Origin of the sequence: Streptomyces beigongshangae (genome assembly GCF_019710745.1) — a bacterium.
In the GTDB taxonomy this organism is placed as follows: Bacteria; Actinomycetota; Actinomycetes; order Streptomycetales; family Streptomycetaceae; genus Streptomyces; species Streptomyces beigongshangae.
The window spans coordinates 132,859-156,877 of record NZ_JAHKJW010000015.1 but is presented as its reverse complement, the minus strand read 5'-3'; the positions used below and the strand labels follow the sequence as shown (position 1 = coordinate 156,877).

Genomic DNA, 24,019 nt, shown 5'->3' with positions numbered 1-24,019 from the left:
CTCACCATGCCTGCGTATGCACACCGACGGCGGAGGCGACTCCCACGCCCACCCCTCGGCGCGGCCCTCTCGGCCCTGGTCCGATCACCCCGTCGCGGCCCAGCCGCAGCGGGTGTCCGCCGCCCAGTACGGGCGGCGGCAGTGGTACGAACGCCGTGTCCACACCGACGGTGGACCGCGAGCCGACCACGAAGCCCCCGCGCCCGGTCCGTACCGACCCCACCGTGTGCGCCGGCGCCTGCCGCTCCACCAGCCGCCGCAGTGCCCGCTCGTCCACCGTCGCGGTGGGCAGGAGCACCCGGAACCGGTGCGCGTGCGCGGTGAGCGGGTCGCCGTCCGGTGCTCCGAAGGCGCGCAGCGGCGCCGCGCCCAGCGGCGAACCACCGATCCGGAACCGGCTCGCCGACCGGCTGAACAGCCGTACGGAGCCCAGTCCCGGCCCTCGTCCCTGCCTCTGTCCCTGTTCCTGTCCCGTGGGACCGACGGCCTCGCGCAACGACGCCCACCGGCGGTCCGCCGCCAGCTCGTCGACGACCGGGCACACCCCGAACACGATGCGTACGGCCTCCTTCAGCGCCCACGGCGTGCCCCGGCGCCGGTACAGCTCCGGGGCCGCCTCCAGCAGCGCGCGCCGGGTCCGGGCGTCCCAGCCGGCCTCGAAGGACAGCCCCAGCAGTCCGGCCAGCCACGGCAGCACCCGGTCGGGGGCACCGGCCGGGTCGAGGAGCGCCGGATACCGTTCGACGACCCGGTCGAGGTCGGCGAGCGAGGCGTCGAACAGGGACAGGAAGCGCTCGGTGAAGTCGTCGGCCGCCGGGTCCACGCGGTAGGCGGGCGGTAGCAGTTCGGCGCTGGTGGACCGGGGCAGGTCCAGGCGGATCCGGCGTACGACCGGGGTCGCGCCGCCGTCCCCGGTGAGCCGCAGCCGCAGCCGCAGGAGGCGGCCGGGCGGCTGGTCGACGAGGAAGTCCGTGACTCCGGGAGGCGCCGTCTGCCAGTCGCTCTCCTCGTACCGGTCGTCCTCGGAGACCACGACCGCGACCGCGACCGCTGTACCGGCGGGCACCTCGGCGTCCACGCGGACGCGGTGCCAGCGGCACCGTGAGACACCGCTGTCGATCGGTCCGGTGAGGAGCGAGCCGCTGGTCGCATAAGGCGCGGTCGCCGTCGGCGGGGTGGTGCGTGGCCGCCCCCGCCAGGTGTGACAGGTGGTCACGGTGCCGTCCGGGGCGGCCTCCCGCAGGCAGAACCCTTCCTCGTCCACCGAGACGAGCGCCGACGGGGGCAGTGCCGCGGCGAGTTCCCCGACGGTGGCGGTGCGGAAGGCGCCGCGCCGCCTCCCCCCGCCCGTGGTGCCCCGGTGGACCGTCAGCCGGCCGTGGTCGTCGGTGAGCAGCCAGACGGTCCGGCCCGGCCCGGCGCGCAGCCCGGCGACCTCTCCTCGCACGCCGGTGCGCAGCACACCGCGGAAGGCGCCCGTCGAGTCGAACCGGCGCAGGTCCGTGTCGCCGCGGCGGGCGACGAGGACCCCCTCCCCGGCGGTGAGCGCGGCCCACCGGGGCCCGTCGGTCTCGATGACACCGGCGAGTTGCTCCCCCTCCCAGCGCCACACCAGCACCCGGTCGCCGTCCACCACGGCCAGCCGGTGGTCCCGCGCGGCGACGGAGACGGGCTCGCGCAGCGGCCCGGGGCCGCACGCGTTCGGCCGTACGGGGATCCAGGTGCCGGTGCCGGCGTCGCGGCGCAGCAGCTTCGGCCCGTCCGGGACGAGCAGGTACCAGGAGCGGGGGGCGTGGCCCGGCGCGAGGCGAGGGTCGGGGAACCAGGGCAGCAGCTGCTCCCTGGTGGGTCCGTCCGGTGCGGGACCGCGGTGGGCCAGCCGGAGGCCGGCCGGGTCGTCGAACCCGACGATGCCGTCCGCGCCCGGCTCGCCGCCGGCCGGCTCCTCCCAGCCGACGTGGGCGTCGAGGAGGCGGAAGGTCGCGGGGTGCGGGGTGCACGTCATGTCCGGTCTCCTACCGGGATCAGCAGCGGGCGTTCCGGCCAGAGGAGGGTGTGGGGCGGGATCGCGTGGTCGGTGCAGGCCGGCTGCCGTACGCCGTCGACGACGAGCGAGAGCCGGGACACGGCCAGGACGCCGTCGGCCGCGAGGAGCCGCCGCACCAGCGGCGTGTGCCGCAGCGCGCCGCCGAACGGCCAGCCCGCGCCGTTCTCGCCGCCGGTGAGCGGGTCCAGGTAGGTACGGATCGCGTCGCCCGCCCCGGCCAGGACGGCGGCGCGGTCGAGGTCCGGGTCGAGGGCGACCCATGCCTCCACGGCGACCCTCCGGTACGGCGCGGGGGCGGCGACCACGGTGACGCCGGCCGGGGCGGCCTCGCGGGTCAGGTACGCGGTGACGGCCCGCAGCGTGGCGGCGGTGGGCACCGGTGGCTCACCGGTGCCGCCGTCCGGCGGTACGACGAGGACTCCCACGACGCCCGGGATGCGCGTTCCGGCCAGCCCGGGGTGCAGGCCCGCCACGCCCTGGGCGCGGGCCACCGACGCGCCGGGGGCCTGCGTGGCGAGGAGGCCGTAGTCGGCCGGCGCCACGGCCCGCCCCCGGGCCCGCAGCTGGCCGACGCCCCGGCGCATCGCGTCGGCGTCGGGCTCGGCGTCCGTGCCCCCCGTGGCCGGGAAGGGGTTGGTGACGCCGGTGACGAACGGCAGCGCGGTCACCACCCCGTTGACGGCACCGGCCCGTACGGCGCCGGCGCTGCCGCCGCCGACCCGGTAGCGCACGGCCCGTACGTTGCGGAAGCCGGGCGGGACGGCCGCGCCGTTGACGCCGTCCCCGAAGGTCACCTCACCGCTCGCGTGGTCCACGGTGAAGACCCGGTCGTCGGCGCCGTGGGCGGCCAGGCTCTCCACCTCCCGCCAGCGGGAGGGACGGCCCGCCGTGGTGCCGAACACGTCGCCGTCCCCGTCGTCGTCGACCTCGATGACGACGGATCCGGCGAGGACGGGCGTCTGGCTGAGCAGCATCCTGCGCAGGCCGTCGGCCTCCGGCGTCCGTACCGGTTGCAGCGGTTCGTCCCGGAACGTGCGGGCGGCGGTGGCCGCGACCGTGTTGAGCCGCAGGCCGGACAGTACGGGCGCCGGGCCGCCGAAGGTGCCGTGGGCGATCCGCAGCCGCAGCCAGCGCAGCCGGGGCCGGGCCCGGGAGCCGGGCGGACTGCCCGGCTCCCAGGAGCGCGGGACCCTGAGTTCGACGGTCCCGTCGGTGCTCAGGCCGCCCGTGGAGTCGCGCACCAGTTCCGCGGGCACCAGCCGGGTGCCGTCGAGGACGTCCCAGCGCAGCAGCGGCGCGGGCGGCAGCGGAAGGGGCGCCGGGCCGCCGGAGTCCACGGGCGCCGGGGACGCGGCGACGAGCACGAAGCCCAGCGAGAGGCGGGGCCGGGGGGCGGCGGTCGCGGCGAGGCCGATCCACAGGCCGTTGCCGGGCTCCGGGTCCCGGCCGAACGGCGCGAACGGGCGGCCGGGGCCCGCGGGTCCGAGCGGCAGGTCCTCCAGCGTCCCGGACTCCTGGACCGCGAGCGCGCCCAGGGTCGCCGGGGTGACGTACAGGTCCTGGTCCGTCTCGTAGAAGACCTGGCCCGACGGGGTGGAGGCCACGCTCTGGAAGCCGGCGGGCACCAGTACGGAGGCGCCGTCCGGCGGGTTCGCGCTGAACTCCAGCAGCGCGGCGGCCGCGCCGGCGGGCCGCCTGCGCACCCCCGCCGTGGCCAGGTGCTCGGCCAGCACCTTCTCCGGCAGCCGGTTGACGCGGGAGAGCACGGGTTCGGCCAGGGTGCCGAAGAGGCGTACGAGCGCCACACCGGCGTCCTGCCGGTCGGGGTCGGTCCAGTCCGGGGTGTACCCGGCGATCCGTCCGCGTACGGCGGCGCGGACCGCCTCCCGGGTCGCCTCGACCAGTTCCGGCTGGACTCCGGAGGGTCCGGGTCCCGGGACGACGTCCCCCTCGGTCCGCGCGTCCTTCTCCCACCACGGTCCGCCCGTCATAGCAGCCCCTCCCCCGGTTCGGCGGCGGGCACGACCCGGGTGCGGACCGACCGCAGCACGGGCAGTTCACCGGCGTCCAGCCGCACTTCGTCGCAGTCCTCCCGCGGGTCGGCCCCGTCGAGTCCGATCGCCACCCCGGCGACGTCCGCGAGGTCGCCCAGGGCCCGCTGCGCGGCCCGCAGGACGGCCGACGGGCGCAGCGCCTCCCCGAACGGCCAGCCCTCCTGTTCCTCGCCGCCGACGAGCGGATCGAGGAAGCGGCGCAGTGCGGCGGTGACCACGCCGGACACCCGGGCGCGGTCGGCCGGGCCGCCGGACAGGTCGACGCGGAGCGTCACGTCGCGGTAGCGGGGTCCGCGCACGAACACCTCGGAGGTGAGCAGCCGGGCCTCGTCGAGCCGGGCGGTGACCGCGCACAGCATGCCCGGGTCGGGCCGCGGCGCGGCGGCGAAGTCCTCCCGGTCCGGGTCGGTCCGGGGGGCCGACGGGACGATGCGGACGGTCACCGCGCCGGGCACCGGGTCGCACGGGAAACCCGGGTGCTCGCCGGGGGAGGCGTGGGCGCGGGCGACCGCGACGCCCGGGGTCGTCCGGGCGAGGGTGACGAAGTCGTCCGCGGTGACCGCGCGGGTCACCTCACCGAGGGAGGCGGCCGCGCGCCGTCGTGCGGCGGCGACCGTCTCGGGTTCCTCGCCGCCCTCGGCCCGTACGAGGTTGGCGGCCGAGAGCGCGCCGATCTCCGCCGGGGTGTCGGGGGTCGCGGTCCAGTTGCCGGTCAGCCCGCCGTTGCCCTCCCGGCCGCCGCCGAGCACGTAGTCGACCACGACGTCGGGGGCGGGGGCGGGGTCCGGGTGCGGGATGCGGGCGGTGAGTCCGTCGCCGAAGACCACCGCGCCCTCGGTCCGGTCCAGCAGGTACACGCGGTCGGCAGGCGTGCCGAAGGTGAAGTCCGGTACGGGCGACCAGTCGTCGCCGGCCAGGCGTACGTCCGCTTCGAGGAGACGGCCGGCGGCGTCCGGCAGGACGAGGTGCTGGCCGGGGAGTTTGAGCCATGCGTGGATCTGCTCCGCCAGGCCGGCGCCCCGTGCCGTGTACGACCGGCGGTGGCGGGCGGTGGAGACGTTGACGGCGAGCGCGGTCAGCAGGGGTGCTGTCGCGTACGTCGCGGCCCGCGTCGACACCGTCACGCCGCGGTCCCGGGTGGTCCAGCCGGCGGGCGGGTGCAGCCGGACGATCCCCGACCGCCGCAGTCCGCCGGTGCCGTCCTCGACCTTCTCGAACGGGCCCGACAGGCCGGTGTCCGGCCGGAACCAGGACCAGGTCAGCTCCGCGGGCGGCGGTACGCCGTCGACCGCACGGGGCAGCCAGGACGCCGCGGAGGCGGCCGGGGCGTCCAGTTCGAGAAGGAGGCTGATCGGGCCGGGCGCGGGCTCCGCCCCGGTGAGCGGCAGGGTGAACCGTGCCTGCGCGGGTGCGCCGTCGCCCGCCAGGAGCGCGACGCCCCGGCGGGCCCGCAGGTCCGCGGTGCGGTCGCGGTCGGTCCACACCGTGACCGCTGCGTCCGCGCCGTCCGCGCCGTCCACGGCGAGCGGAAGGACGGTGACGTCGTCGTCGAGGGTGAAGACGACGCGTCCCGTGGGGTCGCGGGTCAGCGCCGTCCCGGCGGGGACGACCGGGACGGCCGTGTCCGGCTGCCGGGCGGACAGGCGCAGCACCGTGGCCGCGGGCCGGGCGGGGCGCGGCGGTTCGAGTCCGAGCAGCCGCAGGATGGCGACAACCAGTGCGTCGGGTGCCTGGTCGAGCCAGTACAGCCGCTGTTCGAGGAGGTGGGCGAAGAGTTCGAGGAGGGTGACGCCGGGGTCGGCGGGTGCGTGCAGGGTCCAGGTGCCGTCCGACTCGGCGGGGATGCGCCGGCGGACGGCCGCCATCATGTCGGCCCAGGTGAGGTCGTCGAGCTTCGGTGCGGGCAGGGTCACGGCGTGCTCCCCGCGGGGCCGGTGAGACCGGTGAGGCCGACGTAGAAGGGGAACACCAGGTTCGCCTTGGTGTTGCTGCGCCGGACGCGGTAGACGACCGAGACGGTGACCCGCGACTCGTCGGCCGGGTCGGTCTCCGCGCGCACCTCGTCGAGTTCCACCCGGGGCTCGTCGGCGCGCACGGCCTCGGCGATCGAGTTCTCCAGATCGCGCAGGCTCTGCACGCTGCCGGGCGCGAACAGCGACTCCTGTGCGCGGGTGCCGAACCCGGGCCGCATGACGCGTTCGCCCCGGCCGGTGAGCAGCAGCGCCCGCAGGCAGTGTTCGATGCTCTCCTCGCCGACGGCGTAGCCGAGCCGTCCGGTCTCGTCGGGCAGGAGCGGGAAGCGCCAGCCCGTTCCGAGGAACTCCGCGCTCATGCCGTCCTCGCCTTCTTGGCCAGTACGGCGGGGGTGAGGGGCGCGGCCGGCGGGCCGGTCGGCCCGGCGGCAGAGGGGTGGACGTGGGTGTTGAACGCCGTCAGCAGCGCATTGCCGAGCACGAGCGGTTCGGTGGCGCCGGCGCCGAGTTCGATGGAGGAGGAGTCGACGGTCACCTTCGGCGCCTTGAGTGTGATCTCCCCCTGCGCGGACACGGTCACGCTGCCGCCCTCGGCGGCGGTGATCCGGATCTCCCTGCCCCGGTCGTCCAGTTCCACCACGTGCCCGGCGGCCGAGGTGATCCGGACGGCGGCCTGGGACGCGGTGTCGTCCAGGAGCACCTGGTGGCCGTGTTTCGTCCGGATCGTCTTCTGGTCGCGTCCCTGCGTGCGCGCGGTGGGCGGCCTGTCCCGGCCGTTGTACAGGCCGCCCAGGACGACGGGGAAACGCATGTCGCCGTGGACGAACCCGACGAGCACCTCGTCGCCCGTCTCGGGGACGAACACGGCGCCGTAGCCGTTGCCCGCGTACAGCTGGCTCACCCGGCACCAGTCGGTGACGGTGGTGGTGTCGAACCACGGGAAGCTCAGCTTGACCCGGGCCTCGTCGTCACCGTCGCTCTCCACGACGAGCGCTTCGACGACCCCGTAGTACCGCTTGTCGGCGGAGCGGGCCCGTGGCGTGGTCCTGGCCGTCACTGGTCCCCCTGGTGGATGCGTCGTCCGGTGAACTGGGTGAAGAAACCACTGGTGTTGAGCGTGTGCTCGACCCGCTTGACGAAGTACGTGCCGGAGAACCGGCGGCCGAGTCCGTAGATCTCCAGGTTGTCGCCGGGCCGCAGCTCGGGCAGGCCGGCCACCTTGCCGGTCGCGGTGATGAACTCGTAGGCGCGTTCGCGCAGCAGGCTGACCGCCAGTTCGCGGGCCTCCTGGTCGCTGGTGACGGGCGCGTCGACCATGACCTCCTGGCGGCCTCCGAGCGTGGACTCGGCGGCCTCGGGTCCGCTCTGGCCGTCGGCCGTGTTCTGTCCGGCCGGGAGGTTCTCGGCGGTCGCGGTGAACGCGATCGGCTGTTTGGCACGGGGGTCCCAGCCGCGCACGGTGACCTTGCTGACCTGCTGGGAGATCGTCATCGTCGGGGTGAACTCGATCAGGTTGGGGACGAGCCCCGCGGGCTGGTCCGTGGGGCCGGTGGACAGTCCGGGCGCGTAGGCCAGCCGGTACACGCGGATCGGCCGGCCGTCCCGGCCGTCGGTGGGCCTGATGAAGTACAGCGTGTCCTCGCCGGTGGCCGGGTCCGGCAGGATGTAGCAGTCGTAGTCGAGCCGTTTGGCGCGTTCCAGCAGGAAGCTCGCGTCGTCCTGGTTCTTCTGCACCACGCGGTCGTGGACCGGGCCCTCCCGGGTGACCTGGATGCGCAAATGGTTGCGCTGGGCGATCTGCTCGGCGATCCGCCAGTCGGGCATGTCGCGGTAGATCTTGGTCTCGTTCTCGGTGGGTTTGCGGTCCTTCAGCCGCAGCAGCCCGTCGACGCCGCTGACCGCCACGGTGGGGGACGCGCCGTCGGTGAACTTGGGGCTGAGCGTGGAGATGGTCCCGGTGGCGACGGTCAGCAGCTGGTCGGCGTAACCGAGCCGGATGGACACCCGGCCGCCGAGCTGGAGACTCTTCGAGTCGCTGTGCTTGAACTTCAGCTCGGCGTCGTCCCAGTTGTTCAGGGTGAGGTCGAAGCCGGACATCTCGTCGATGTCGCGGTTCACCTTGATGTCGATGATGTCGTTCTTGGTGGAGGGATCCATCTCCAGCCCCTCGATGCGCACCTCGAACTCGGGCGCGTACCGGTCGGGGGAGGCGACCTCGGGCGTGGGGGAGCTCATCGCGGCCCCCTCACGGCAGCCGGGGCACGGTCAGCACCCGGCCCGGCCGCAGGTCCCGTGGGTCGTCGATCCCGTTGGCGCGCGCCAGTTCGCGCCAGGCGTCGGGGCGCCGGTACAGGGCGGAGGAGATGGAGCTGAGGGTGTCGCCGCGGCGCACCACGTAGCTCTTCTCCACCGTGGGCGAGGAGCGGGGTGTCTCGGCGGCCTGCACGGCGGCGGGGCGGAACTCCTTCAGGGAGAGGTCCAGCACGGCCCGCAGCGGCACGCCGTCCGGGCGGAACAGCTGGTAGTTGACGTCCAGTTTCTCGACGACGCCGGTGAAGACCTCCTCGTCCCACACGAACCGCACGACGGGCGGGGCGTGTTCGCGGCTGTCGGGCCGCAGCAGGTCGCGCAGGGCGGCGACGTAGGCGGTGCGTACGTTCTCCAGGGTGTCGGAGGTGTCGACCAGCGCCTGGACGGTGAGGGTCTCGGTGCCGCCGCGCACGTACTGCAGCGGCGGTGTCTCCAGGCCGGGGATGGTGACCTCGGCGAAGGTGTTGCTCTTGCTGAGCTTGTAGTCGGTGGGGTTGAACCGCAGCGGGATGCGCCGCCGCCGCTCGTCGGCGATGACCGGCCGGACGATCTCCAGGCGGGCCCGGGCGGCGCCCTGACGGGCGAAGGAGACGGGCGTCACGCTCACAGCGGGCCCTCCCCGTCGCCGAAGCGGCGTTCGGCCTCGGTGTGCCGGGCTCGGGCGCACTCGTCCTCGTACAGTTTCGCCCAGGCCCGGATGTGCTTGTTGAACAGCCGGGTGAACACGGCGGCGTCGTCGCCCTCCACCTGGTACCGGACTTCGAGGTGGTGAATGGTCACCTTCGGCACGCCGGTCACCTCCCTTGGCTCGGTCGCGGCAGGCCGTTCGCCGCGGTGTCCTGCAGGACCTTGGTCAGTCCCTCGTGTGCGATCTCCAGCGACTCGACGGCGATCGCGTTCTGTTCGGCGTGCAGGTCGGGGCCGCTCCACTTCGCGGCGAGCCCGCCGTGGAACGCCCAGGCCGCCGCGGGTGTCCCGTCCGGGGCGAGCACGATCACCGCGCCGTCGCGACGGGCGCCGAGGGAGTCGGCGAGCCCGGCCTGGTACCAGGCCCACAGGCCCGGATCGCGCAGCACCCCACGTTTGAGGGTGATCCGGTTCCAGGAGTGGCGCAGCGGGAGCTGGTGGACGGAGTCGTTGCGGCCGCCCTCCGGATAGCTCGTCACCTCCAGCTGCGCGCCGAGGCCGGCGACCTCCTGGAAGGCCCCGGCGGCGACCAGGGGCAGCAGCAGGGCCTGCGCGGAGGGCAGGTACGCGTCGCCGGGGTCCAGCGTCACGAGGAAGCGGTACTTCGGCAGCGGGTCCTGGCTCATGCCTCGATCACCTCCAGGCCGCGGTCCTGGCCGAGCACGAGGCGCAGCCGGATGAACTCCATGGGGACGGCGGGGGCCACCTCGACCTCGCAGACCAGTTGTCCCGGGTCCTGTTCCGGCGGGTTGTTCGTGTCGTCGCACACCACCCGGAACGCCTGCTCGGGCCGGGAGCCTGCGAGCGCGCCCGCCCGGAAGGCGGACAGGAGCACGGAGGTGATCGCGCGGACGAGGGTCAGCCGCAGTTCGGGCGAGTTGACGTCGAAGACGAGCGGTCCCGTCACCCGCCGGACCGCGCGCACCAGGAGGTGCAGCAGTCTGCGGTGCGCGATGTGGCGGGTACGGGGGCCGGCGGACAGGGTGCGCCCGCCCCACACCGTCAGGCCCCGGCCCCGGGTGCACCGGATCAGGTCGACGCCCGCCTCGAACAGCCGGACCTGCTGGGGGTCGGGGAGTTCGGCGGCGAGGTCGACGGCCTCCAGGACCACGGCGTTCGCGGGGGTGTGGTGCGCTCCGCGTTCGGTGTCGAGCCGGGCGATCACGCCCAGGACGTGCCCCGAGGCCGGGACGGTGCGCAGGGCCGGCCCGTCGGGGATCCGCAGCGCGGGATGGTACACGGCCGCGCAGCCCAGCAGCGCGTCGTCGCCGGTGCCGGTCAGCGACCGCACCCACTCCAGCGCGGCGTCGGCGGACGCCTTCCCGGGCGGGACGTCCAGGACGACGAGCCGGTCGAGGAGCGGGGACACGGCCGTCAGCAGTTCCCGGACGACGTCGGTGTGCGCGCCGCCGGTCAGGTCCGTGCCCAGGTCGGGCAGCGCCACCAGAGCCGGTTCCGGCAGGTCGCACTGCGCGGTGACGGCGTCCGTGTACTCCTGTCGCGCCGGCGGGGTGTCGGTGCCGCCCGCGAGCGTCAGGTCCCAGGACGTCGAGAGCGGGCCGGGCCGGCCGGGGGACGGCGGCCGCCCGTCGGGCACCAGCCGGAGGTAACGGGACGCGCCCAGCCCGTCGTCGAGGGCGGCCGGGGGCAGGCCGGAGAAGGTCTCGGGCGCCTCGCCGGGGACCGTGACGCGCAGGCTCACCCCGGGCGGTCCGGCGACGGTGCTGGCCTGGTGACGGACGGCGACCCGCATGCCGTTGGCCCAGCTGCCCGGGCTGGTGGCCGTCACCCGGTAGCCCGTGGCCCCGAATCCGGCGATGTCCCCGACGGTCCACCGGGTCCGGGCGGTGGCGGCGGGACCGGACACCCGCAGCACCCAGGCCGTGCGGCCGCCGTTCTCGAAGAACCCGCGCAGTGCGTACGGGGTGGCGAAGGCGCCCTCCGGCGGTGGCGGTCCGAAGGTGTCCACGACGTCGTTCCAGCTCTCCACCCGCACCGGACCGCCGACCGGGCCACGACGGAACCTGCCGAGGAACGCCGCCACGTCCGTGCGCAGCGGCTCCGCGCCGGAACCGGGCGGCGCGAGTGTCAGGGATACGCCGGGAAGCGCTTCGCCGGCCATGTCAGACGTCGATCTCCAGCTTCTCGACCGCCAGGACGAGCGTCTCCATGGCGATCTCGTTCTTGGTCGCGCTGAGCGTGGGGCCGGTGTACTTGGTCGGCCAGCCCCGGTCGAAGTTCCAGCGCATGGCCTCCTGGCGGTTCTCGTCGAACAGCACGATGGAGCCGGAGGTGCGCCGCACCTTGCCGTTGAGCGCCTCGACCACCCAGTTCCAGAAGCCGACGTGGCCGGTGATGCCGCGTTTGAAGGTGAGGTTGGTGAACTTCTTCAGTCCCGGGATCTTGCGGACGGTGATGTCCTCGCTGCCGGTGCGGTACTCGATCGGCGGGATCTCCAGCTCCAGACCGCTCATCTCGGTGAAGGAGCCGCTCACCGCGACGCCGTCGTCGCTGACGTTGGTCACGATGATCTGGAAGTTGTAGGAAGCGTATGGATCTTCCCTGGTCACGGGTGGCATGGTGGTCTCTCCTCAGTCGGGCGCCCGGGCCCGGTCGGACGTTCAGGCGAGCTGGGTCTCACGGGTCGTCTGCTGGATCCTGAAGATCACGAATTCCGCCGGGAAGACCGGCGCGACGCCGACGACACAGATGAGCCGGCCGTTGGCCAGGTCGTCCTCGGTCATCGTGCTGCGGTCGCAGGCGACGAAGAACGCCTCGTCGGCGGTGGTTCCGGCGAGCGCGCCGCTGCGCCAGACCGTGGTGAGGAAGTTGGTGACCGTCTGACGGACCAGGGCCCACAGCGACTCGTCGTTCGGCTCGAAGACGACCCACTGGGTGCCCTCGTCGATCGACTCCTCCAGGAAGAGGAAGAGCCGCCGGACGTTGACGTACTTCCACGAGCTGTCCGAGGACAGGGTCCGCGCGCCCCACACCCGGTGGCCGAGGCCGGGGAAGAACCGCAGTGCGTTGATGCCCTGCGGGTTGAGCAGGTCCTGGTGGCGTTTGGTGATGTCCTGGGCGAAGCCGTCGGTCTGCCGGACGCCGCGGACGACCACGTTGGCCGGTGCCTTGTGCACCCCCCGCTCCACGTCCACCCGGGCGTAGATCCCGGCCATGTGCCCGGAGGGCGGCACCTCGACGTCACGGCCGCTGGACGGGTCCCGGGTGACGAGCCACGGGTGGTAGAGCGCCGCGTACCTGGTGTCGAACGACTCGCGGAACGCCCGGACGCCCTCGATGTCCAGGCCGTCGCGCGGATCGAGGATCGCGAACCGGTCCTTGAGCAGTTCGCAGTGGGTGACCAGCGCCGATTCGACGGTGCCCGACCACATGCCGGGCACCGCGCAGACGGCCACCTCGTCGATGTCCTCCAGTGCGACGATCCCGGTGCGCCTGCCGCTGCCGCCGTCCGTCCCGACGAAGTCCGCGACGCTGAGGCTGTCGTACGCGTCGTCGCCGCCGGCGAGCGTCAGCCAGGAACCGGTCGCGGGCACCGGGAACTTCGCGGGGTCGGGGAGCACACCGGGCGGCGCCGTGGCCCGCACCAGCTGCGACCGGCTCGCCAGGGCGTTCACCAGGCTGGACGGATGGTCGCCGGTGAGCCGGAGGTTGGGGAACGTCTCGGTGACCGCGGCTCCGCCCGGGTCCGTGAACCGGGTGTCCACCTGGACCTCGACCAGATGGATCCGGTCGGTCTCGAAGAGCGTTCCGGGTACGTCCTGGTCGAAGGTGACGAGGTCGTCCACGACCGACCGGACGGTCAGCACGGTCAGGGCGGTGCCGTCGTCGGTCTGGACGACGGCACCCTCGTACAGCCTGCTCGCACCACCGACGCGCAGGGTGCGGCCGGCCGCGGGGCCGTCGGCCGGGGTGTTGTCCGCCGTGGTGCTGCCGGCCGTGGTGGCCCGGCGCACCCGGCGCACCGTGAGTCCGGTCTCCCACCTCGCGTGGGTCGTGCCCGCCGGGAAGGTCAGCGTCACCCTGCCGTCGGCCGGCCGGCCCACCTGGACCCCGAACCGGCGGGGGCCGATCTGCACCGTCACCGGTGCCCCGGCGGGCAGTTCGTCGGGGTCCAGCCCGTTCACCGCGGCCACCTCGACGGTTCCGCTGTCCGCGGGCGCGTCCGCGACCAGGCGGGTGACGAACAGCGCGCCCTCGTCCGGATCCGGCAGTACCGGAAGCGCCGCGCCGACCATCGGCTGGACACGGACCCGGACGCCGCCGCTCCACGCGCCGGGGCTCACCGCGGACAGCCGCAGTGTCTGCTCGGCCCCCCGGTCCCCCAGCTGTACGTAGTCCCCGCGGGCCGTCCTCACCTCGGCAGGCAGTTCCGCCTGCAACTCGATCCGGCGGGCGGTCCTGTCGTAGCCGGCGACCACCGCCGCGCCGATCTCCTCGCCGTCCCCGCGGAAGACCCTGATCTCCTGCCCGACCCCGGAGAAGCCGACCAGGTGTCCGACCTGGAGGCTGGTCGCCCCGGGGGCGGCGTCGGACACGACGGGGCTCACCTGCCCCTGGACCAGTTCGCCGGAGGCGGGGCGTGCGTCCGCGCCGACGACCCGCTTGACGTAGAGCCGCTGGCCGCCGTTGTCGAAGAAGCCCTTGACCGCCAGCGGGAACAGCCACCAGCGGCCGCCTTCGGACGGGTTGTCGACCCACGCGTCGCGTACGCCCGCGTCCGGCTCGGGCAGGAAGCCGCCGAAGACCGTCTGGAACTCCAGGAAGTTGGTGACGAGTTTGGGCTTACCGGTGTACGGGCCCCGGGCGGTCACCCCGACCATGCCGGCGGTGCTCGTGCTCACGCCCGCGATCGGCCGCGGCCCGGCATCGATCTCCTCGATGTAGACCCCGGGGCTCAGGTACTCGGCCATGGACGGCTCCTTCACTGCTCACGGATCTCGATGACGTGCGGGTGCTCGGCGTCCCGGGGCAGACGCACGGTCAGCGACCCCGCGCGGCCCGGCCGTTCGGTGGCCCGCAGCCGGAATGTCTCCTCGACGGCTTCCTCTGCGGCCTTCTCCCCCTCCCAGCGCAGGGCGAGCCGGAACACGCCCGTGGTCTCGGAGAGGGTGCGTTCGTGCCATGTCGTCAGGCCCTGTCCCGTACGCCCTTCGGCCTCGACGAGCGCGTTCGCGACGGGGGTCCCGGTGGTCGCGTCGAGCACGGCGCCGTGAACCGTGCGCACGTGCGGCGGATAGGGGAAGGCGACTCCCGGCAGCAGCCGGACCAGGCGCGGGGATGCCTCCGCGGACGGCGGGCGGGTGTCGTCGTACGGGTGCACGAGGAACTCGACAGCGGTGAGACCGGCCGAGAAGGGCTGCCCGTCGGCCGGGTACAGCGGCCGGTATCCGGCGGCCGTGAACCGGACCCGGTGGCGCTCGGGCCGGGCCGTCCAGGGCTCCGCCCGCCTGCCGAGTCCCGGGAAGGCGAGGGCCCCGCTGGGGGTGCGCACCGCCCTGTCGTCCAGCGGCACCCAGCCGCCCTCGTCGTCGGACCGTTCGAGGCGGACCTCCACCCCCGCGGAGCGCACCCTGCGGGCGAAGTCGTCGTACGGCACCAGCCAGACGGGGCTGTAGAGCGCCGACCGGGCGAGAGGCAGGAAGGGACTCACGGCGTCGCCGTCCCCTCGATGATCCGGCTCCGCACCGGACGCACCGGCGTCTCGACCGCCGAGTCCAGGTCGACGACGCGGATCTCGTAGTTCAGCGAGAGCCGGTAGGGCTTCTGGATCGCGTACCAGACCCAGGACTTCTGATCGAGCGTCAGCGGTGTCAGGGTCACGTGCAGCGAGTCGACGCCGCCGGCCAGGCTTCCGGACAGCTGCGCGCCGTCCAGGATCGCGTCGTCGTAGAAGGTCTGCAGCGCACGCCCGAGCATCCGGTGCTGGGTCTCCTGGTCGCCGCCCCAGGGGGTGATCAGGTACCGCAGCAGCAGGGCCATCGGCGGCCGGCGGGTGGTCGGCGGGTCGGGCGGCTGGGAGCGCACCGGGGGCCGGTTGCGCGAGGCGGGGTCCTCGGCGATCTCGTAGAGGAACACGGTGAGTTTCGGGGGTGAGGTCTGCACCGCCTCGGACAGGTCGTGCAGTTCCGCTCGCGGCGGTTCCATCCGGCCCTGGCCCAGGTCGCTCAGGGACCGCGTCAGCGCGCTCACGACAACTGACGAGACATCGGCGATCACACCGAAGTCACCCATGCGAAGCCCCCCTCGGCCCGGCGCGTACTGACGACCTGCACCGACGAGGATGCGGAACCCGTTGTGATCCGCCCGCGACCCGTCCGTCACTCCGGCGTCACCGCCGCGTCCGCGCGGGCGTCCTCCCGGGCCGCGACGACGTCATCGGACACGGATCGGCGACGCCGGAGTGACAGCGGCGGGGGACACTCGGTCGCTCATGGAGACCCCCTCAACGCGGTCCGGCGTCCTGATACTCCGGGTATGGATGGAAAGCGGCAGGGAGGACGGCTTTCGCGCACGCATCGTCCAGAGCGTCGACGGGCAGCAGGAACCGCCCTCGGCGGTGAGCAGGGCCGCCGACGCCCTCGCAGCGGTGCGGACCTGGCTCGACGAGCTGGAGGAAGGCGACGGGTGACGTTTTCGCGACGCCCCGGTGATTCCTTTTTGACGCCTGTCACGTTAATAGTCGAGCCTACGATCACCACTTGCTCGTAACATGGCATCAGGAACCTCTGGGGCCACACCGAAGATCACCGAAGCCGACATCGGTACCGGGGGCGTCGATGAACGGACAACATCAACTGACCACCCTGAGGCTGCTCAAGGGATTCGCATTAACGGTTAATCATACTCGTATTCCAGTTTGCTCCAGCACTCAACGACTTCTCGCATTCCTTGCCCTGCAGGACATGCCGCGATCCCGTTCCTACGTGGCCGGGACGCTCTGGCCGAACGTCACCACACCACGCGCCAACGCAAATCTGAGGTCGTCCCTCTGGCGGGCGGCCCGCACGGGCCACCCCATCATCGACGCCTCCTCGCACGAGCTGGCCATCTCCAAGGACATCAGCGTCGACCTGCACAAGGCCGTCGCACACGCACACAGACTGCTCGACAACTCACGCCCGTGCGACGACATCCTCACCATGCGGACCCTGGCGGACCTGTCGGCGGATTTGCTGCCCGAGTGGCCGGAAAACGACTGGATACTGATTGAGCAGGAGCAATACCATCAGCTCCGGCTTTATGCCCTGGAAGCGATGACGGAGCGACTCACCGCAGCACAACGACACGGTGAAGCCGTCGCCGCCGGACTCACCGCCGTGCGTACCGAACCCTTGCGGGAAAGCGCTCATCGCGTACTGATGGAAGCGCATCTGGCGGCCGGCAACAGAGGCGCGGCCCTGCGCCAGTACGAGAATTGCCGCCGCACCCTGCGGGAGGAATTGGGACTGGAACCCTCCGCCTCGCTGAGGGCCCTCCTGCCGGCCCGCGCCGAACACGACGGGCGGCCGAGACTTCAGCCCTCCGGGACCTGAGCCCGGCCTCCGTCCGGCCGGACGGGTCGCGGTCGGACGGGTCGCGGCCGGCACAGCTGTCCCATGGCGGTCCAGGTGTTCGCCACCGGACGGCTCACCGGTCACCTGCGTGACACACCGGCCGGGTCGCGGCGGATCCGTCGGCGAAACCCGTGTTGTCGCCGGTGACGCAGAGCCGGAGTGGCCCTATGGTGTTGCTGCTCCAAAAGGCACGGGTCCCCACGGCCCGGTCGTATGTCGTGCCGTCGGGGCCGTTTCGCACACAGCACCGCGCACCGCCCATGCGACATCCGAGACATCCTCGTTGCTTCCGTGAGGTGACACCACGTCCTTCGACCCGCGTCGGGTACGGCCGGGCGATCCGGGGCTCGACCAGCCACGGACCCGCCCGGCCGGCCATGAGCAGGACACGCACCGCCGGAGCCACCGCTCCCGTGCCACCCACGGAACCTGGTGAAAGGACCGTTCGTGCAAGCATCCCCCACACCCGTCCCCGCTCCCCGTTCCTCCCCCGCCCCCGGGCTCCCCGCACGGGGGGCGAGCGCGCCGCGCCGCCGCGGGACGCGCAGCCGGCTCGTGTCGCTGCTGGCCACGGCCGCCGCCCTCGTCGGTCTGACCACGTCCTTCACCGGTGTCGCGGACGCCGCGGAGAACCCCTACGAACGTGGCCCGGCGCCGACCAACGCCAGCATCGAGGCCGCGCGGGGCCCGTACGCCGTCTCGCAGACGACCGTGTCCCGGTCCAGCGTCAGCGGCTTCGGCGGCGGCACCGTCTACTACCCGACCAGCACCAGCGACGGCACGTTCGGGGCGGTGGCCGTCTCGCCCGGGTTCACCGCCTCCCAGTCGTCGGTCTCGTGGCTGGGTCCCCGGCTGGCCTCCCAGGGCTTCGTCGTGATCACCATCGACACCCTCAGCACCCTCGACCAGCCGGCCAGCCGGGGCGACCAACTGCTCGCGGCCCTGGACTACTTGACGAACACCAGCAGCGTCCGTACCCGGATCGACAGCACCCGGCTCGGCGTCATGGGGCACTCCATGGGTGGCGGCGGCTCGCTCGAAGCGACCAAGGACCGGCCGTCGCTCCAGGCCTCGATCCCGCTCACCCCGTGGAACACGGACAAGACCTGGCCGGAGGTCAGGACACCCACCCTGGTCGTCGGAGCGGACGGTGACACGGTCGCCCCGGTCTCCTCGCACGCGGAGCCCTTCTACACCAGTCTGCCGTCCACCCTGAACCGCGCCTACCTGGAACTGAACGGCGCCTCGCACTCCGCCCCGACCTCGTCGAACACCACGGTCGCGAAGTACAGCGTCTCCTGGCTGAAGCGGTTCATCGACAACGACACCCGCTACGAGCAGTTCCTGTGCCCGCTGCCTCCGGCGAGCACCACCATCGAGGAGTACCGCGGCAACTGCCCGCACACCGGCTGAGCCCGTCACGCCCTGTCCGCCGGCCCGTCCACCGGGCCGGCGGACAGGTCCTGCCCCCACGTCCTGACCGGCCGTACGGCGGGGCAGCCGCCCCGTCCCCTGCGGGCGGCCGGCCGTGCACCTGATCCGGCGACAGGTGCGGTGACGCTTCCGTAGCCTTCCGACGTGAGCCTTTGGACTTCTTTGGAGCCGGCGTCGACGACGGTGGACCCCGGTGGCAGTACCACCGTGCGCCTGCGTCTTCGCAACACCGGCGACGTGGTGGACGAGTACCGTTTCGAGCCCGTGGGCGATGTCGCGCCCTGGACGACGGTGGAGCCGCCGACGCTCCGGCTGTACCCGGGGACGACGGGCTCGGTCGACCTGACGTTCGCGCCGCCGCGCACGCCGGACGCCACGGCGGGGGCGAATCCGTACGCGGTCCGGATCACGCCGACCGAGCATCCGGAGGCGGTCACCGTCCCGGAGGGCAACCTGACCATCACCCCCTTCACGGAGCTGCGGGCGGAACTGGTGCCGCCGACGGTCAAGGGGCGGTTGCGGGGGCGGCCGACGCTGGCCGTCGACAACCTCGGCAACACGAAGGTCACCGCCTCGGTCGGCGGCAGTGACAACGGCGGTGAGCTGTCCTACGACATCCGTCCGGGCAACGTGCAGATCGAGCCGGGCCGCGCCGCGTTCGTGAAGACCGTGCTGAAGCCGCCGGGCGTCATCTGGTTCGGGTCCAAGGAGGAGCGGCCGTACACCCTCGCCGTGCAGCGCTCGGGGGTCGCGCCGCTCGATGTCCAGGGCACCTATGTGCAGCGGGGTTTCCTGCCGCGCTGGCCGGCCACCTTCCTCGGTGTCCTCATGGCGCTCGCGATCACCTTCGTGATGCTGTGGATCGCCTATCAGCCCAAGGTCCGCAGCGATGCGAAGGAGAAGTTCGACGAGGCCGGCATCAGCACACTGGCACCCGTCCCCTCGGTGTCGCAGGCCCCGGTGGTGAAGCCGCCGGCACCGAAGCCGGAGGTGGAGCCGGCCGAATCCGCGCCGGCGGACGAGGGCGGGGGCGGCGGCGGCGCGCCGGCACCGTCACCGCCGGCCGAGGAGAAGCCCGAGAGCGTACTGCCCGCGAGCAACGTCCTCCTCCGCAACCTGACCACCAAGCGGTGCGCCGATCTCCCCGGCGAGGGCGGCGGCCGGAAGACCGGACGGGTCCAGCAGTACACCTGCGACGAGGGCACCGCCGACAACCAGCTCTGGAACCTGGAGGTGACGGATCCGGAAGGGGGACCCGGTGGCACCGCCCTCTTCCAGATCCGCAACGTCAGGGACCGGCTCTGCATGGACCTGGACGGCTACGGCGCGAAGCCCGTCAGGACGCCCGTCGTGGAGTTCACCTGTGACGGTACGACCGCCGACAACCAGCTGTGGTGGCTCGCCGAGCAGAGGAGCGGCGGCCACTGGATCCGCAACCTCGCGAGCAACAACAAGTGCCTCGACGTCTCGGGCTTCAGCACCGGTGTCGACGAGGCGAAGCTGACGATCTACGACTGCTCCACCACCGACGACCAGGAGTGGCAGATCGTCCACCCCGGCGACGGCTGAGCACCGTTCCCCGCGGAGCACCGCGGCGGGCGCCGGTCGGCAGGAGCCGGGCGGTGCCTACCCGGCCTGCGCGGGTCGAGCACGCGAAATAGGCAACCGTTGCCGACGCCGTCCCAGGTGGGACGGGGGATATTCGAAGTGCCGGGAGTCACCGCGGACATGACCTCATGCGGGTCCACGCGGCCTCCCGCCGCACGGCATCCTGAGATCAGCGACGGAGAACCACCATGAGACACCGCAGGACCGTGCCCGCGTCCGACGACGCGGGCACCGCAGGATCCGGATGTTCCCCCCGCGGCCTCCCGGGCGCTCTCCCCCGGGCCCGCCGGGCGGACTGCCCGGTCCGGTCGGCGGGGACGGAGAGGCCGTGAAGGAAGGTCACTCCGCCCCGGTGGAGGAGCGGAGCCCGGCGGAGGAGCGGAGAAGGATTCCCGTGGTCGTCCACGCCCCGGATCCGATCCTGCGGGAAGGAACGGTCGCCCATCTCCGCCGGTACCCGGAGGTCGACCTCGTCGGCGAAGCCGCCCCGCACGGCGACGGCGTCGCCGTACTGCTCGCCGAATCGATCGACCAGGCACTGCTGTCACAGTTGCGCAGAATGGTCCGCAGCGAGGGCCTGCGCCCCGTCCTGGTGATCGGTCTCATCCGTGAGGCCGAGTTGCTGGACGTCATCGAGAGCGGTGTCGGCGCCATCGTCTGGCGGCACGAGGCCACCGGCAGCCGACTGCTGCGGGCGGTGACCGCGGCCTTCCACGGCGAGGGCGACCTGCCCTCCGATCTGCTGAGCCGGCTGATGAGCCAGGTCAAGGTGTTGCGTCCGGGAGCGGCGGTCGGTCCCGCCGCTCGGAGCGGTTATCTCACCCCTCGCGAGATCGACGTCCTCCGGCTGATATCGGAGGGAATGGACACGAACGAGATCGCCGGGAAGCTCTCCTACTCGGAACGGACCATCAAGAGCATCATGCAGGGACTCACCACACGGATGAACCTGCGCAATCGCGCGCACGCCGTGGCCTACGCGATGCGCGAGGGATACATCTCGTGATCCACGGAGGACGGCCGGCGGCTGCCCGCCCGGACTACCGGTCGTGGACGAGCAGGTCGGGATGGTCCTTGAGCTGCCGTCGCGAGGTCAGCTCCAGCTTGCGGAAGATGCTGCGCAGATGCGCGTCGACGGTGCGCTTGCTGATGAAGAGCTGGCCGGCCACTTCGTTGGAGGTGGCGCCGGCGGCGACCAGGCGGGCGACGGCGACTTCCTGCATGGTGAGTTTCTCGTAGGGCTGTTCGGAGCGGGAGCGGACCTTCTCCCCGGTGGCGCGCAGCCCTTCGGCGGCCTGCCGGGTGAATCCCTCGTTGCCGGCCCCGGACAGCAGTTCGTGGGCGGTGTGCAGGTGCCGGCGGCAGTCGCGGCGGCGGCCCCTGCGGCGCAGCCACTGCCCGTACGACAGGTGCGCCCGGCCCAGGTACGGAACCAGACGGCTTTCGGCGAGGAGTTCGACGGCTTCCGCGAAGTGGTGCTCGACACCGGTCACGAGCCCTCGCGCACAGGCGGCGATGCCCCGGCCCGCGGTGGCTCCGCTGGCCTCGGTGCGCTCGGTCAGCGACGCCAGCGCCTCCACCGCGGCAGCGTGGTCGTTGCAGTGGACGGCCGCCTCGATGAGTTCCGGCAGGGCTGATCCGGTGAGGAAGATGTCGTCGTGCTCGGTGGCCCTGCGGGCCGCCGCCAGCGCGGCCGGGTGGTCGGCGAGTCCGTTGTACAGGGTGGCCGCCGTCGCGTGCAGGTTCGTCACCCGTCCCGTGCGCCGCGGGGCGTTCCCGGCCGCGTGGGCCAGTTCGAGGAACTCCTCACGCCGGCCGCGCTGTGCGGCCAGGTGCAACCGGTGGTAGACGAGAGGAGGCAGGCCGACCGCGTCGGCGATGGCCGCCTCCTCGGCCGTGGCGGCGATCGCCTGACCGATGTCGCCGGTCATGACGGCGTCGACGGCCTTCTGTGCCAGACCGAGCCGGAGCACCAGCGGGGAGCCCGAGGCGCGGCCCTCCTTCAGCAGCCGGTCGGCGATGACGGTGTGGGTCTCCGGATCCCACAGCTCGATGGCGATCATGGTCGCGAGGGCCGGCCGCCGTACCCACAGCGGCTCGTCGTCGCCGTGCAGGGTCCGGCGGAGAAGCGGAGCCGCGGTCGAGGAGCCGTTGGTGACGAGTTCGATCAGCGCGTCCAGCAGGTCGGGTGAGTCGGAGGGCGGCGCCGCGGACCGGGCCACGGCCACCACCTCGCGGATGACACCGCCGCCCCGGCCGACCACCAGGCTCATGTCGAGGGCGTCCAGGAAGGAGTCGCGTGCCTGCTCCGGATCCAGGGCGGACAGCCGTTGCGCGGCGCGCGTCATGAGCATCGGGCCGTCGTCGCGTTCCTGGGTGAACGCCGTCCGGCCCCGCAGGAGATCGACCCGGGCGAGCTGGTACTCGTCCAGCGCGGTGGTCTCCAGCGTCGCCAGCAGGTCCCCCACCGTGTCCGTCGTCCCGGCGTCGAAGTGGGCCTGCGCCGCCGCCAGGGTCCGTTCGATCCGGCGCCCGGGGTGCAGTGACAGCGCCACCGAGCGTTCGAGGAACGCTGCCGCCGCGGCCACGCCGCCACGTGCCCGCGCCCGTGACGCGCAGCGCTCCAGTTCGGCGGCGACGTCGTCGTCAGGGCCGGCCGCGGCCTGGGCGCGGTGCCAGACCCGCCGGTCCGGCGCCACCCGCGCGTCGGTGGCCCCGGCCAGCGCGGCGTGCGCGGTGCGGCGTTCGGCGGCCGGGGCGGCCCGGTACACCGCCGATCGCGCGAGCGGGTGGCAGAACCGGATGCGGTGGCCGAATTCGACCAGCCCCGTCGTGGCCGCTTCCTCACCGGCCAGGGCCAGGTCGAGGCCGAGATCGCGCGCGGCCGCCCAGAGCAGGCCGGGGTCGCCGGTCGGATCGGCACCGGCGACGGTCAGCAGGAGCCGGGCCGCCGCGGACAGGTCCGTCAGCCTGGCCTGGAAACCGCGCTCGATACGGGTCGGTACGGAGGACGCGTCCGGCGGCAGGAAGCCCCCGGCCCGTGGCAGCTCCAGCAGCGCCAGCGGGCTCCCCTGGGCCTCCGCGATCAACCGGTCGCGCACCTGGTCGTCCAGCGGGAACGCGCTGCGCGTCGCCAGCAGCACCCTCGCGTCCTCGTCGTTCAGGCCCCGCACGACCAGCCTCGGCAGCTCGTCGAGCTCACCCGCCCGGTACCCCGGCCGGGCCGCGAACAGCATCGCGATCGCGTCGCTTCCGACCCGGCGGGCGAGGAAGAGCATGACCTGCAACGACGCACCGTCCAGCCAGTGCGCGTCGTCGATCAGGCACAGCAGCGGCCGTTCCTGCGCCGCGGCCGTCAGCAGCCCCAGGGCCGCCAGGCCGATCTGGAACGAATCGGGTGTCCCCTCGACCAGACCGAAGGCCACCCGCAGGGCCTCGCTGTGCCGTTGCGGCAGACCGTCCAGGTGTTCCAGCACCGGTACACACAGCTGATGCAGTCCGGAGTACGGCATCTGCTGCTCGAATTCCGAGCCGCAGGCGCGAATGGCCCGGAACGCCGGCGCCGCATGGGCCGCATGGGCCAGCAACGCGCTCTTGCCGATGCCCGCCTCGCCCAGGAGGGTCAGCGCGCCGCCCTGTCCCGAGGCCGCCCCGCCGGTCAGCTCGTCGATGCGGCGCTTCTCGCCGAGCCTGCCGAGAAGACCGGCGGATCGAGCCGACCATGCCACCATGAGGAACACCCTAGTTGATCGGCGGACGGGGAAACCGGCAGGCCCGGACGGCCTTCCCGGGGCTGCCGGCAGGTCGGGGCGTACCGGCTCGTCAGTGCGCCGGAGTCCCGTGCGCCGGCAGCACTCCGTCGAGCTCCCCCGCGGGCAGCACCCTGGTCGAGTTGTGTTCGCGGACGATCCGCCAGCCGGCCGGTGTCCGGCGCCAGACCAGCGACGTCGTGGTGCGGATGTCCGTGACGGCGTCGGGCGTGGTGATCCGGGCCACGAACACCAGGGTGGACGCGGCCAGGTCGTGGTCGGTGACGACGTGCGGGCCGTCGTCGACGGCATGGTGCGCGGTGGTCATCCTGCGGAAGCCGGGTTCCCAGATCGAGCCGTACTCGGCGGCCGTTCCCGCCACACGCTGCGCGGGGTCGAAGTCGTCGTAGAGGCGGACGTCCGTGGAGCCGAAGTCGTAGAACCCGCCGAAGGTGCGCCGGAAGTCGAACGGCGGGTCCCCCTCGTTGCGCTCCCATCCGAACACCCACCGGTGGTGCAGGTCCGCTATCACTTGTTCCTCGCTGGTCACTTGTTCCTCGTTCATGACTCGACGCTAGAGCCG

At 73.0% G+C, this 24,019-nt stretch carries 21 protein-coding genes; 5 read left to right on the top strand and 16 right to left on the bottom strand.

What is annotated here, in order from left to right; all coding sequences use genetic code 11:
- Position 1: 1 nt before the first annotated feature.
- The 14 genes from KM933_RS14485 to KM933_RS14420 are packed head-to-tail and all read right to left on the bottom strand — an operon-like array spanning position 2 to position 15,323.
- A complete protein-coding gene (locus tag KM933_RS14485; protein ID WP_221352072.1) occupies positions 2-2,005 on the bottom strand; it encodes a phage tail protein in 2,004 nt (667 codons plus the stop codon).
- A complete protein-coding gene (locus tag KM933_RS14480; RefSeq protein WP_221352070.1) occupies positions 2,002-4,038 on the bottom strand; it encodes a putative baseplate assembly protein in 2,037 nt (678 codons plus the stop codon). The genes KM933_RS14485 and KM933_RS14480 overlap by 4 nt, the downstream gene beginning before the upstream one ends.
- Positions 4,035-6,014 (bottom strand): putative baseplate assembly protein, encoded by a 1,980-nt coding sequence (locus KM933_RS14475; RefSeq protein WP_221352068.1) that lies wholly within the window; start codon positions 6,012-6,014, stop codon positions 4,035-4,037. The genes KM933_RS14480 and KM933_RS14475 overlap by 4 nt, the downstream gene beginning before the upstream one ends.
- Complete coding sequence (locus KM933_RS14470; protein ID WP_221352066.1) at positions 6,011-6,433, bottom strand: GPW/gp25 family protein; 423 nt, start codon at positions 6,431-6,433, stop codon at positions 6,011-6,013. The genes KM933_RS14475 and KM933_RS14470 overlap by 4 nt, the downstream gene beginning before the upstream one ends.
- Entirely contained in the window at positions 6,430-7,131 is a 702-nt protein-coding gene (locus KM933_RS14465; RefSeq protein WP_221352064.1) for a phage baseplate assembly protein V, read from the bottom strand. The genes KM933_RS14470 and KM933_RS14465 overlap by 4 nt, the downstream gene beginning before the upstream one ends.
- On the bottom strand, positions 7,128-8,309 hold the full coding sequence (locus KM933_RS14460; RefSeq protein ID WP_221352062.1) for a phage late control D family protein: 1,182 nt from the start codon (positions 8,307-8,309) through the stop codon (positions 7,128-7,130). The genes KM933_RS14465 and KM933_RS14460 overlap by 4 nt, the downstream gene beginning before the upstream one ends.
- Positions 8,310-8,319: 10 nt before the next feature.
- Complete coding sequence (locus KM933_RS14455) at positions 8,320-8,991, bottom strand: CIS tube protein (protein WP_221352060.1); 672 nt, start codon at positions 8,989-8,991, stop codon at positions 8,320-8,322.
- Entirely contained in the window at positions 8,988-9,173 is a 186-nt protein-coding gene (locus KM933_RS14450; RefSeq protein WP_260333529.1) for a putative phage tail protein, read from the bottom strand. The genes KM933_RS14455 and KM933_RS14450 overlap by 4 nt, the downstream gene beginning before the upstream one ends.
- A gap of 5 nt (positions 9,174-9,178) precedes the next feature.
- Positions 9,179-9,697 (bottom strand): phage tail protein, encoded by a 519-nt coding sequence (locus KM933_RS14445; protein ID WP_221352055.1) that lies wholly within the window; start codon positions 9,695-9,697, stop codon positions 9,179-9,181.
- Positions 9,694-11,193: a phage tail sheath family protein gene (locus KM933_RS14440; RefSeq protein WP_221352053.1), complete on the bottom strand. Its 1,500-nt coding sequence runs from the start codon at positions 11,191-11,193 to the stop codon at positions 9,694-9,696. Before KM933_RS14440 ends, KM933_RS14445 begins: the two co-directional genes overlap by 4 nt.
- A 1-nt stretch (position 11,194) precedes the next feature.
- Positions 11,195-11,650: a phage tail protein gene (locus KM933_RS14435; protein ID WP_221352050.1), complete on the bottom strand. Its 456-nt coding sequence runs from the start codon at positions 11,648-11,650 to the stop codon at positions 11,195-11,197.
- A 42-nt stretch (positions 11,651-11,692) separates the two neighbouring features.
- On the bottom strand, positions 11,693-14,002 hold the full coding sequence (locus KM933_RS14430; RefSeq protein ID WP_221352048.1) for a phage tail sheath C-terminal domain-containing protein: 2,310 nt from the start codon (positions 14,000-14,002) through the stop codon (positions 11,693-11,695).
- An 11-nt stretch (positions 14,003-14,013) separates the two neighbouring features.
- Positions 14,014-14,742, bottom strand: a complete 729-nt coding sequence (locus KM933_RS14425; RefSeq protein WP_221352046.1) for a carboxypeptidase regulatory-like domain-containing protein — start codon at positions 14,740-14,742, stop codon at positions 14,014-14,016.
- A complete protein-coding gene (locus tag KM933_RS14420) occupies positions 14,739-15,323 on the bottom strand; it encodes a Pvc16 family protein (protein ID WP_221352044.1) in 585 nt (194 codons plus the stop codon). The genes KM933_RS14425 and KM933_RS14420 overlap by 4 nt, the downstream gene beginning before the upstream one ends.
- Before the next feature lie 247 nt (positions 15,324-15,570).
- On the opposite strand from KM933_RS14420, the gene KM933_RS14415 reads away from it, so the two are divergent.
- The 5 genes from KM933_RS14415 (at position 15,571) to KM933_RS14395 (ending at position 20,693) form a co-directional block, all read left to right on the top strand.
- The gene (locus tag KM933_RS14415) at positions 15,571-15,720 is read left to right on the top strand and encodes a hypothetical protein (protein ID WP_260333528.1); all 150 of its coding nucleotides are present in this window, start codon (positions 15,571-15,573) and stop codon (positions 15,718-15,720) included.
- 295 nt (positions 15,721-16,015) lie between these two features.
- Positions 16,016-16,624 carry an AfsR/SARP family transcriptional regulator gene (locus KM933_RS14410; RefSeq protein ID WP_308013388.1) on the top strand — a complete coding sequence of 203 codons (609 nt, stop codon included), beginning with the start codon at positions 16,016-16,018 and terminating at the stop codon, positions 16,622-16,624.
- Between the two features lie 576 nt (positions 16,625-17,200).
- Complete coding sequence (gene bdeA, locus KM933_RS14405; protein WP_430727316.1) at positions 17,201-18,058, top strand: bis(hydroxyethyl) terephthalate hydrolase; 858 nt, start codon at positions 17,201-17,203, stop codon at positions 18,056-18,058.
- Between the two features lie 165 nt (positions 18,059-18,223).
- Complete coding sequence (locus tag KM933_RS14400) at positions 18,224-19,648, top strand: RICIN domain-containing protein (protein ID WP_221352036.1); 1,425 nt, start codon at positions 18,224-18,226, stop codon at positions 19,646-19,648.
- A 367-nt stretch (positions 19,649-20,015) separates the two neighbouring features.
- Positions 20,016-20,693 carry a helix-turn-helix transcriptional regulator gene (locus KM933_RS14395; protein ID WP_308013387.1) on the top strand — a complete coding sequence of 226 codons (678 nt, stop codon included), beginning with the start codon at positions 20,016-20,018 and terminating at the stop codon, positions 20,691-20,693.
- A 34-nt stretch (positions 20,694-20,727) separates the two neighbouring features.
- Here the strand turns inward: KM933_RS14395 and KM933_RS14390 are convergent, their stop codons facing one another.
- Both KM933_RS14390 and KM933_RS14385 read right to left on the bottom strand, forming a co-directional pair.
- Complete coding sequence (locus tag KM933_RS14390; RefSeq protein ID WP_221352032.1) at positions 20,728-23,418, bottom strand: AAA family ATPase; 2,691 nt, start codon at positions 23,416-23,418, stop codon at positions 20,728-20,730.
- A 91-nt stretch (positions 23,419-23,509) separates the two neighbouring features.
- The gene (locus tag KM933_RS14385; RefSeq protein WP_260333527.1) at positions 23,510-24,001 is read right to left on the bottom strand and encodes a nuclear transport factor 2 family protein; all 492 of its coding nucleotides are present in this window, start codon (positions 23,999-24,001) and stop codon (positions 23,510-23,512) included.
- Between the last annotated feature and the right edge of the window lie 18 nt (positions 24,002-24,019).

Bases quoted from the DNA above. Each gene is read 5' to 3' on its own strand.
- KM933_RS14415 (WP_260333528.1), top strand. From the start codon at position 15,571: ATGGAAAGCGGCAGGGAGGACGGCTTTCGCGCACGCATCGTCCAGAGC.
- KM933_RS14485 (WP_221352072.1), bottom strand. From the start codon at position 2,005: ATGACGTGCACCCCGCACCCCGCGACCTTCCGCCTCCTCGACGCCCAC.
- KM933_RS14445 (WP_221352055.1), bottom strand. From the start codon at position 9,697: ATGAGCCAGGACCCGCTGCCGAAGTACCGCTTCCTCGTGACGCTGGAC.
- KM933_RS14390 (WP_221352032.1), bottom strand. From the start codon at position 23,418: ATGGTGGCATGGTCGGCTCGATCCGCCGGTCTTCTCGGCAGGCTCGGC.
- KM933_RS14430 (WP_221352048.1), bottom strand. From the start codon at position 14,002: ATGGCCGAGTACCTGAGCCCCGGGGTCTACATCGAGGAGATCGATGCC.
- KM933_RS14385 (WP_260333527.1), bottom strand. From the start codon at position 24,001: ATGAACGAGGAACAAGTGACCAGCGAGGAACAAGTGATAGCGGACCTG.
- KM933_RS14440 (WP_221352053.1), bottom strand. From the start codon at position 11,193: ATGGCCGGCGAAGCGCTTCCCGGCGTATCCCTGACACTCGCGCCGCCC.
- KM933_RS14435 (WP_221352050.1), bottom strand. From the start codon at position 11,650: ATGCCACCCGTGACCAGGGAAGATCCATACGCTTCCTACAACTTCCAG.
- KM933_RS14470 (WP_221352066.1), bottom strand. From the start codon at position 6,433: ATGAGCGCGGAGTTCCTCGGAACGGGCTGGCGCTTCCCGCTCCTGCCC.
- KM933_RS14480 (WP_221352070.1), bottom strand. From the start codon at position 4,038: ATGACGGGCGGACCGTGGTGGGAGAAGGACGCGCGGACCGAGGGGGAC.
- KM933_RS14460 (WP_221352062.1), bottom strand. From the start codon at position 8,309: ATGAGCTCCCCCACGCCCGAGGTCGCCTCCCCCGACCGGTACGCGCCC.
- KM933_RS14420 (WP_221352044.1), bottom strand. From the start codon at position 15,323: ATGGGTGACTTCGGTGTGATCGCCGATGTCTCGTCAGTTGTCGTGAGC.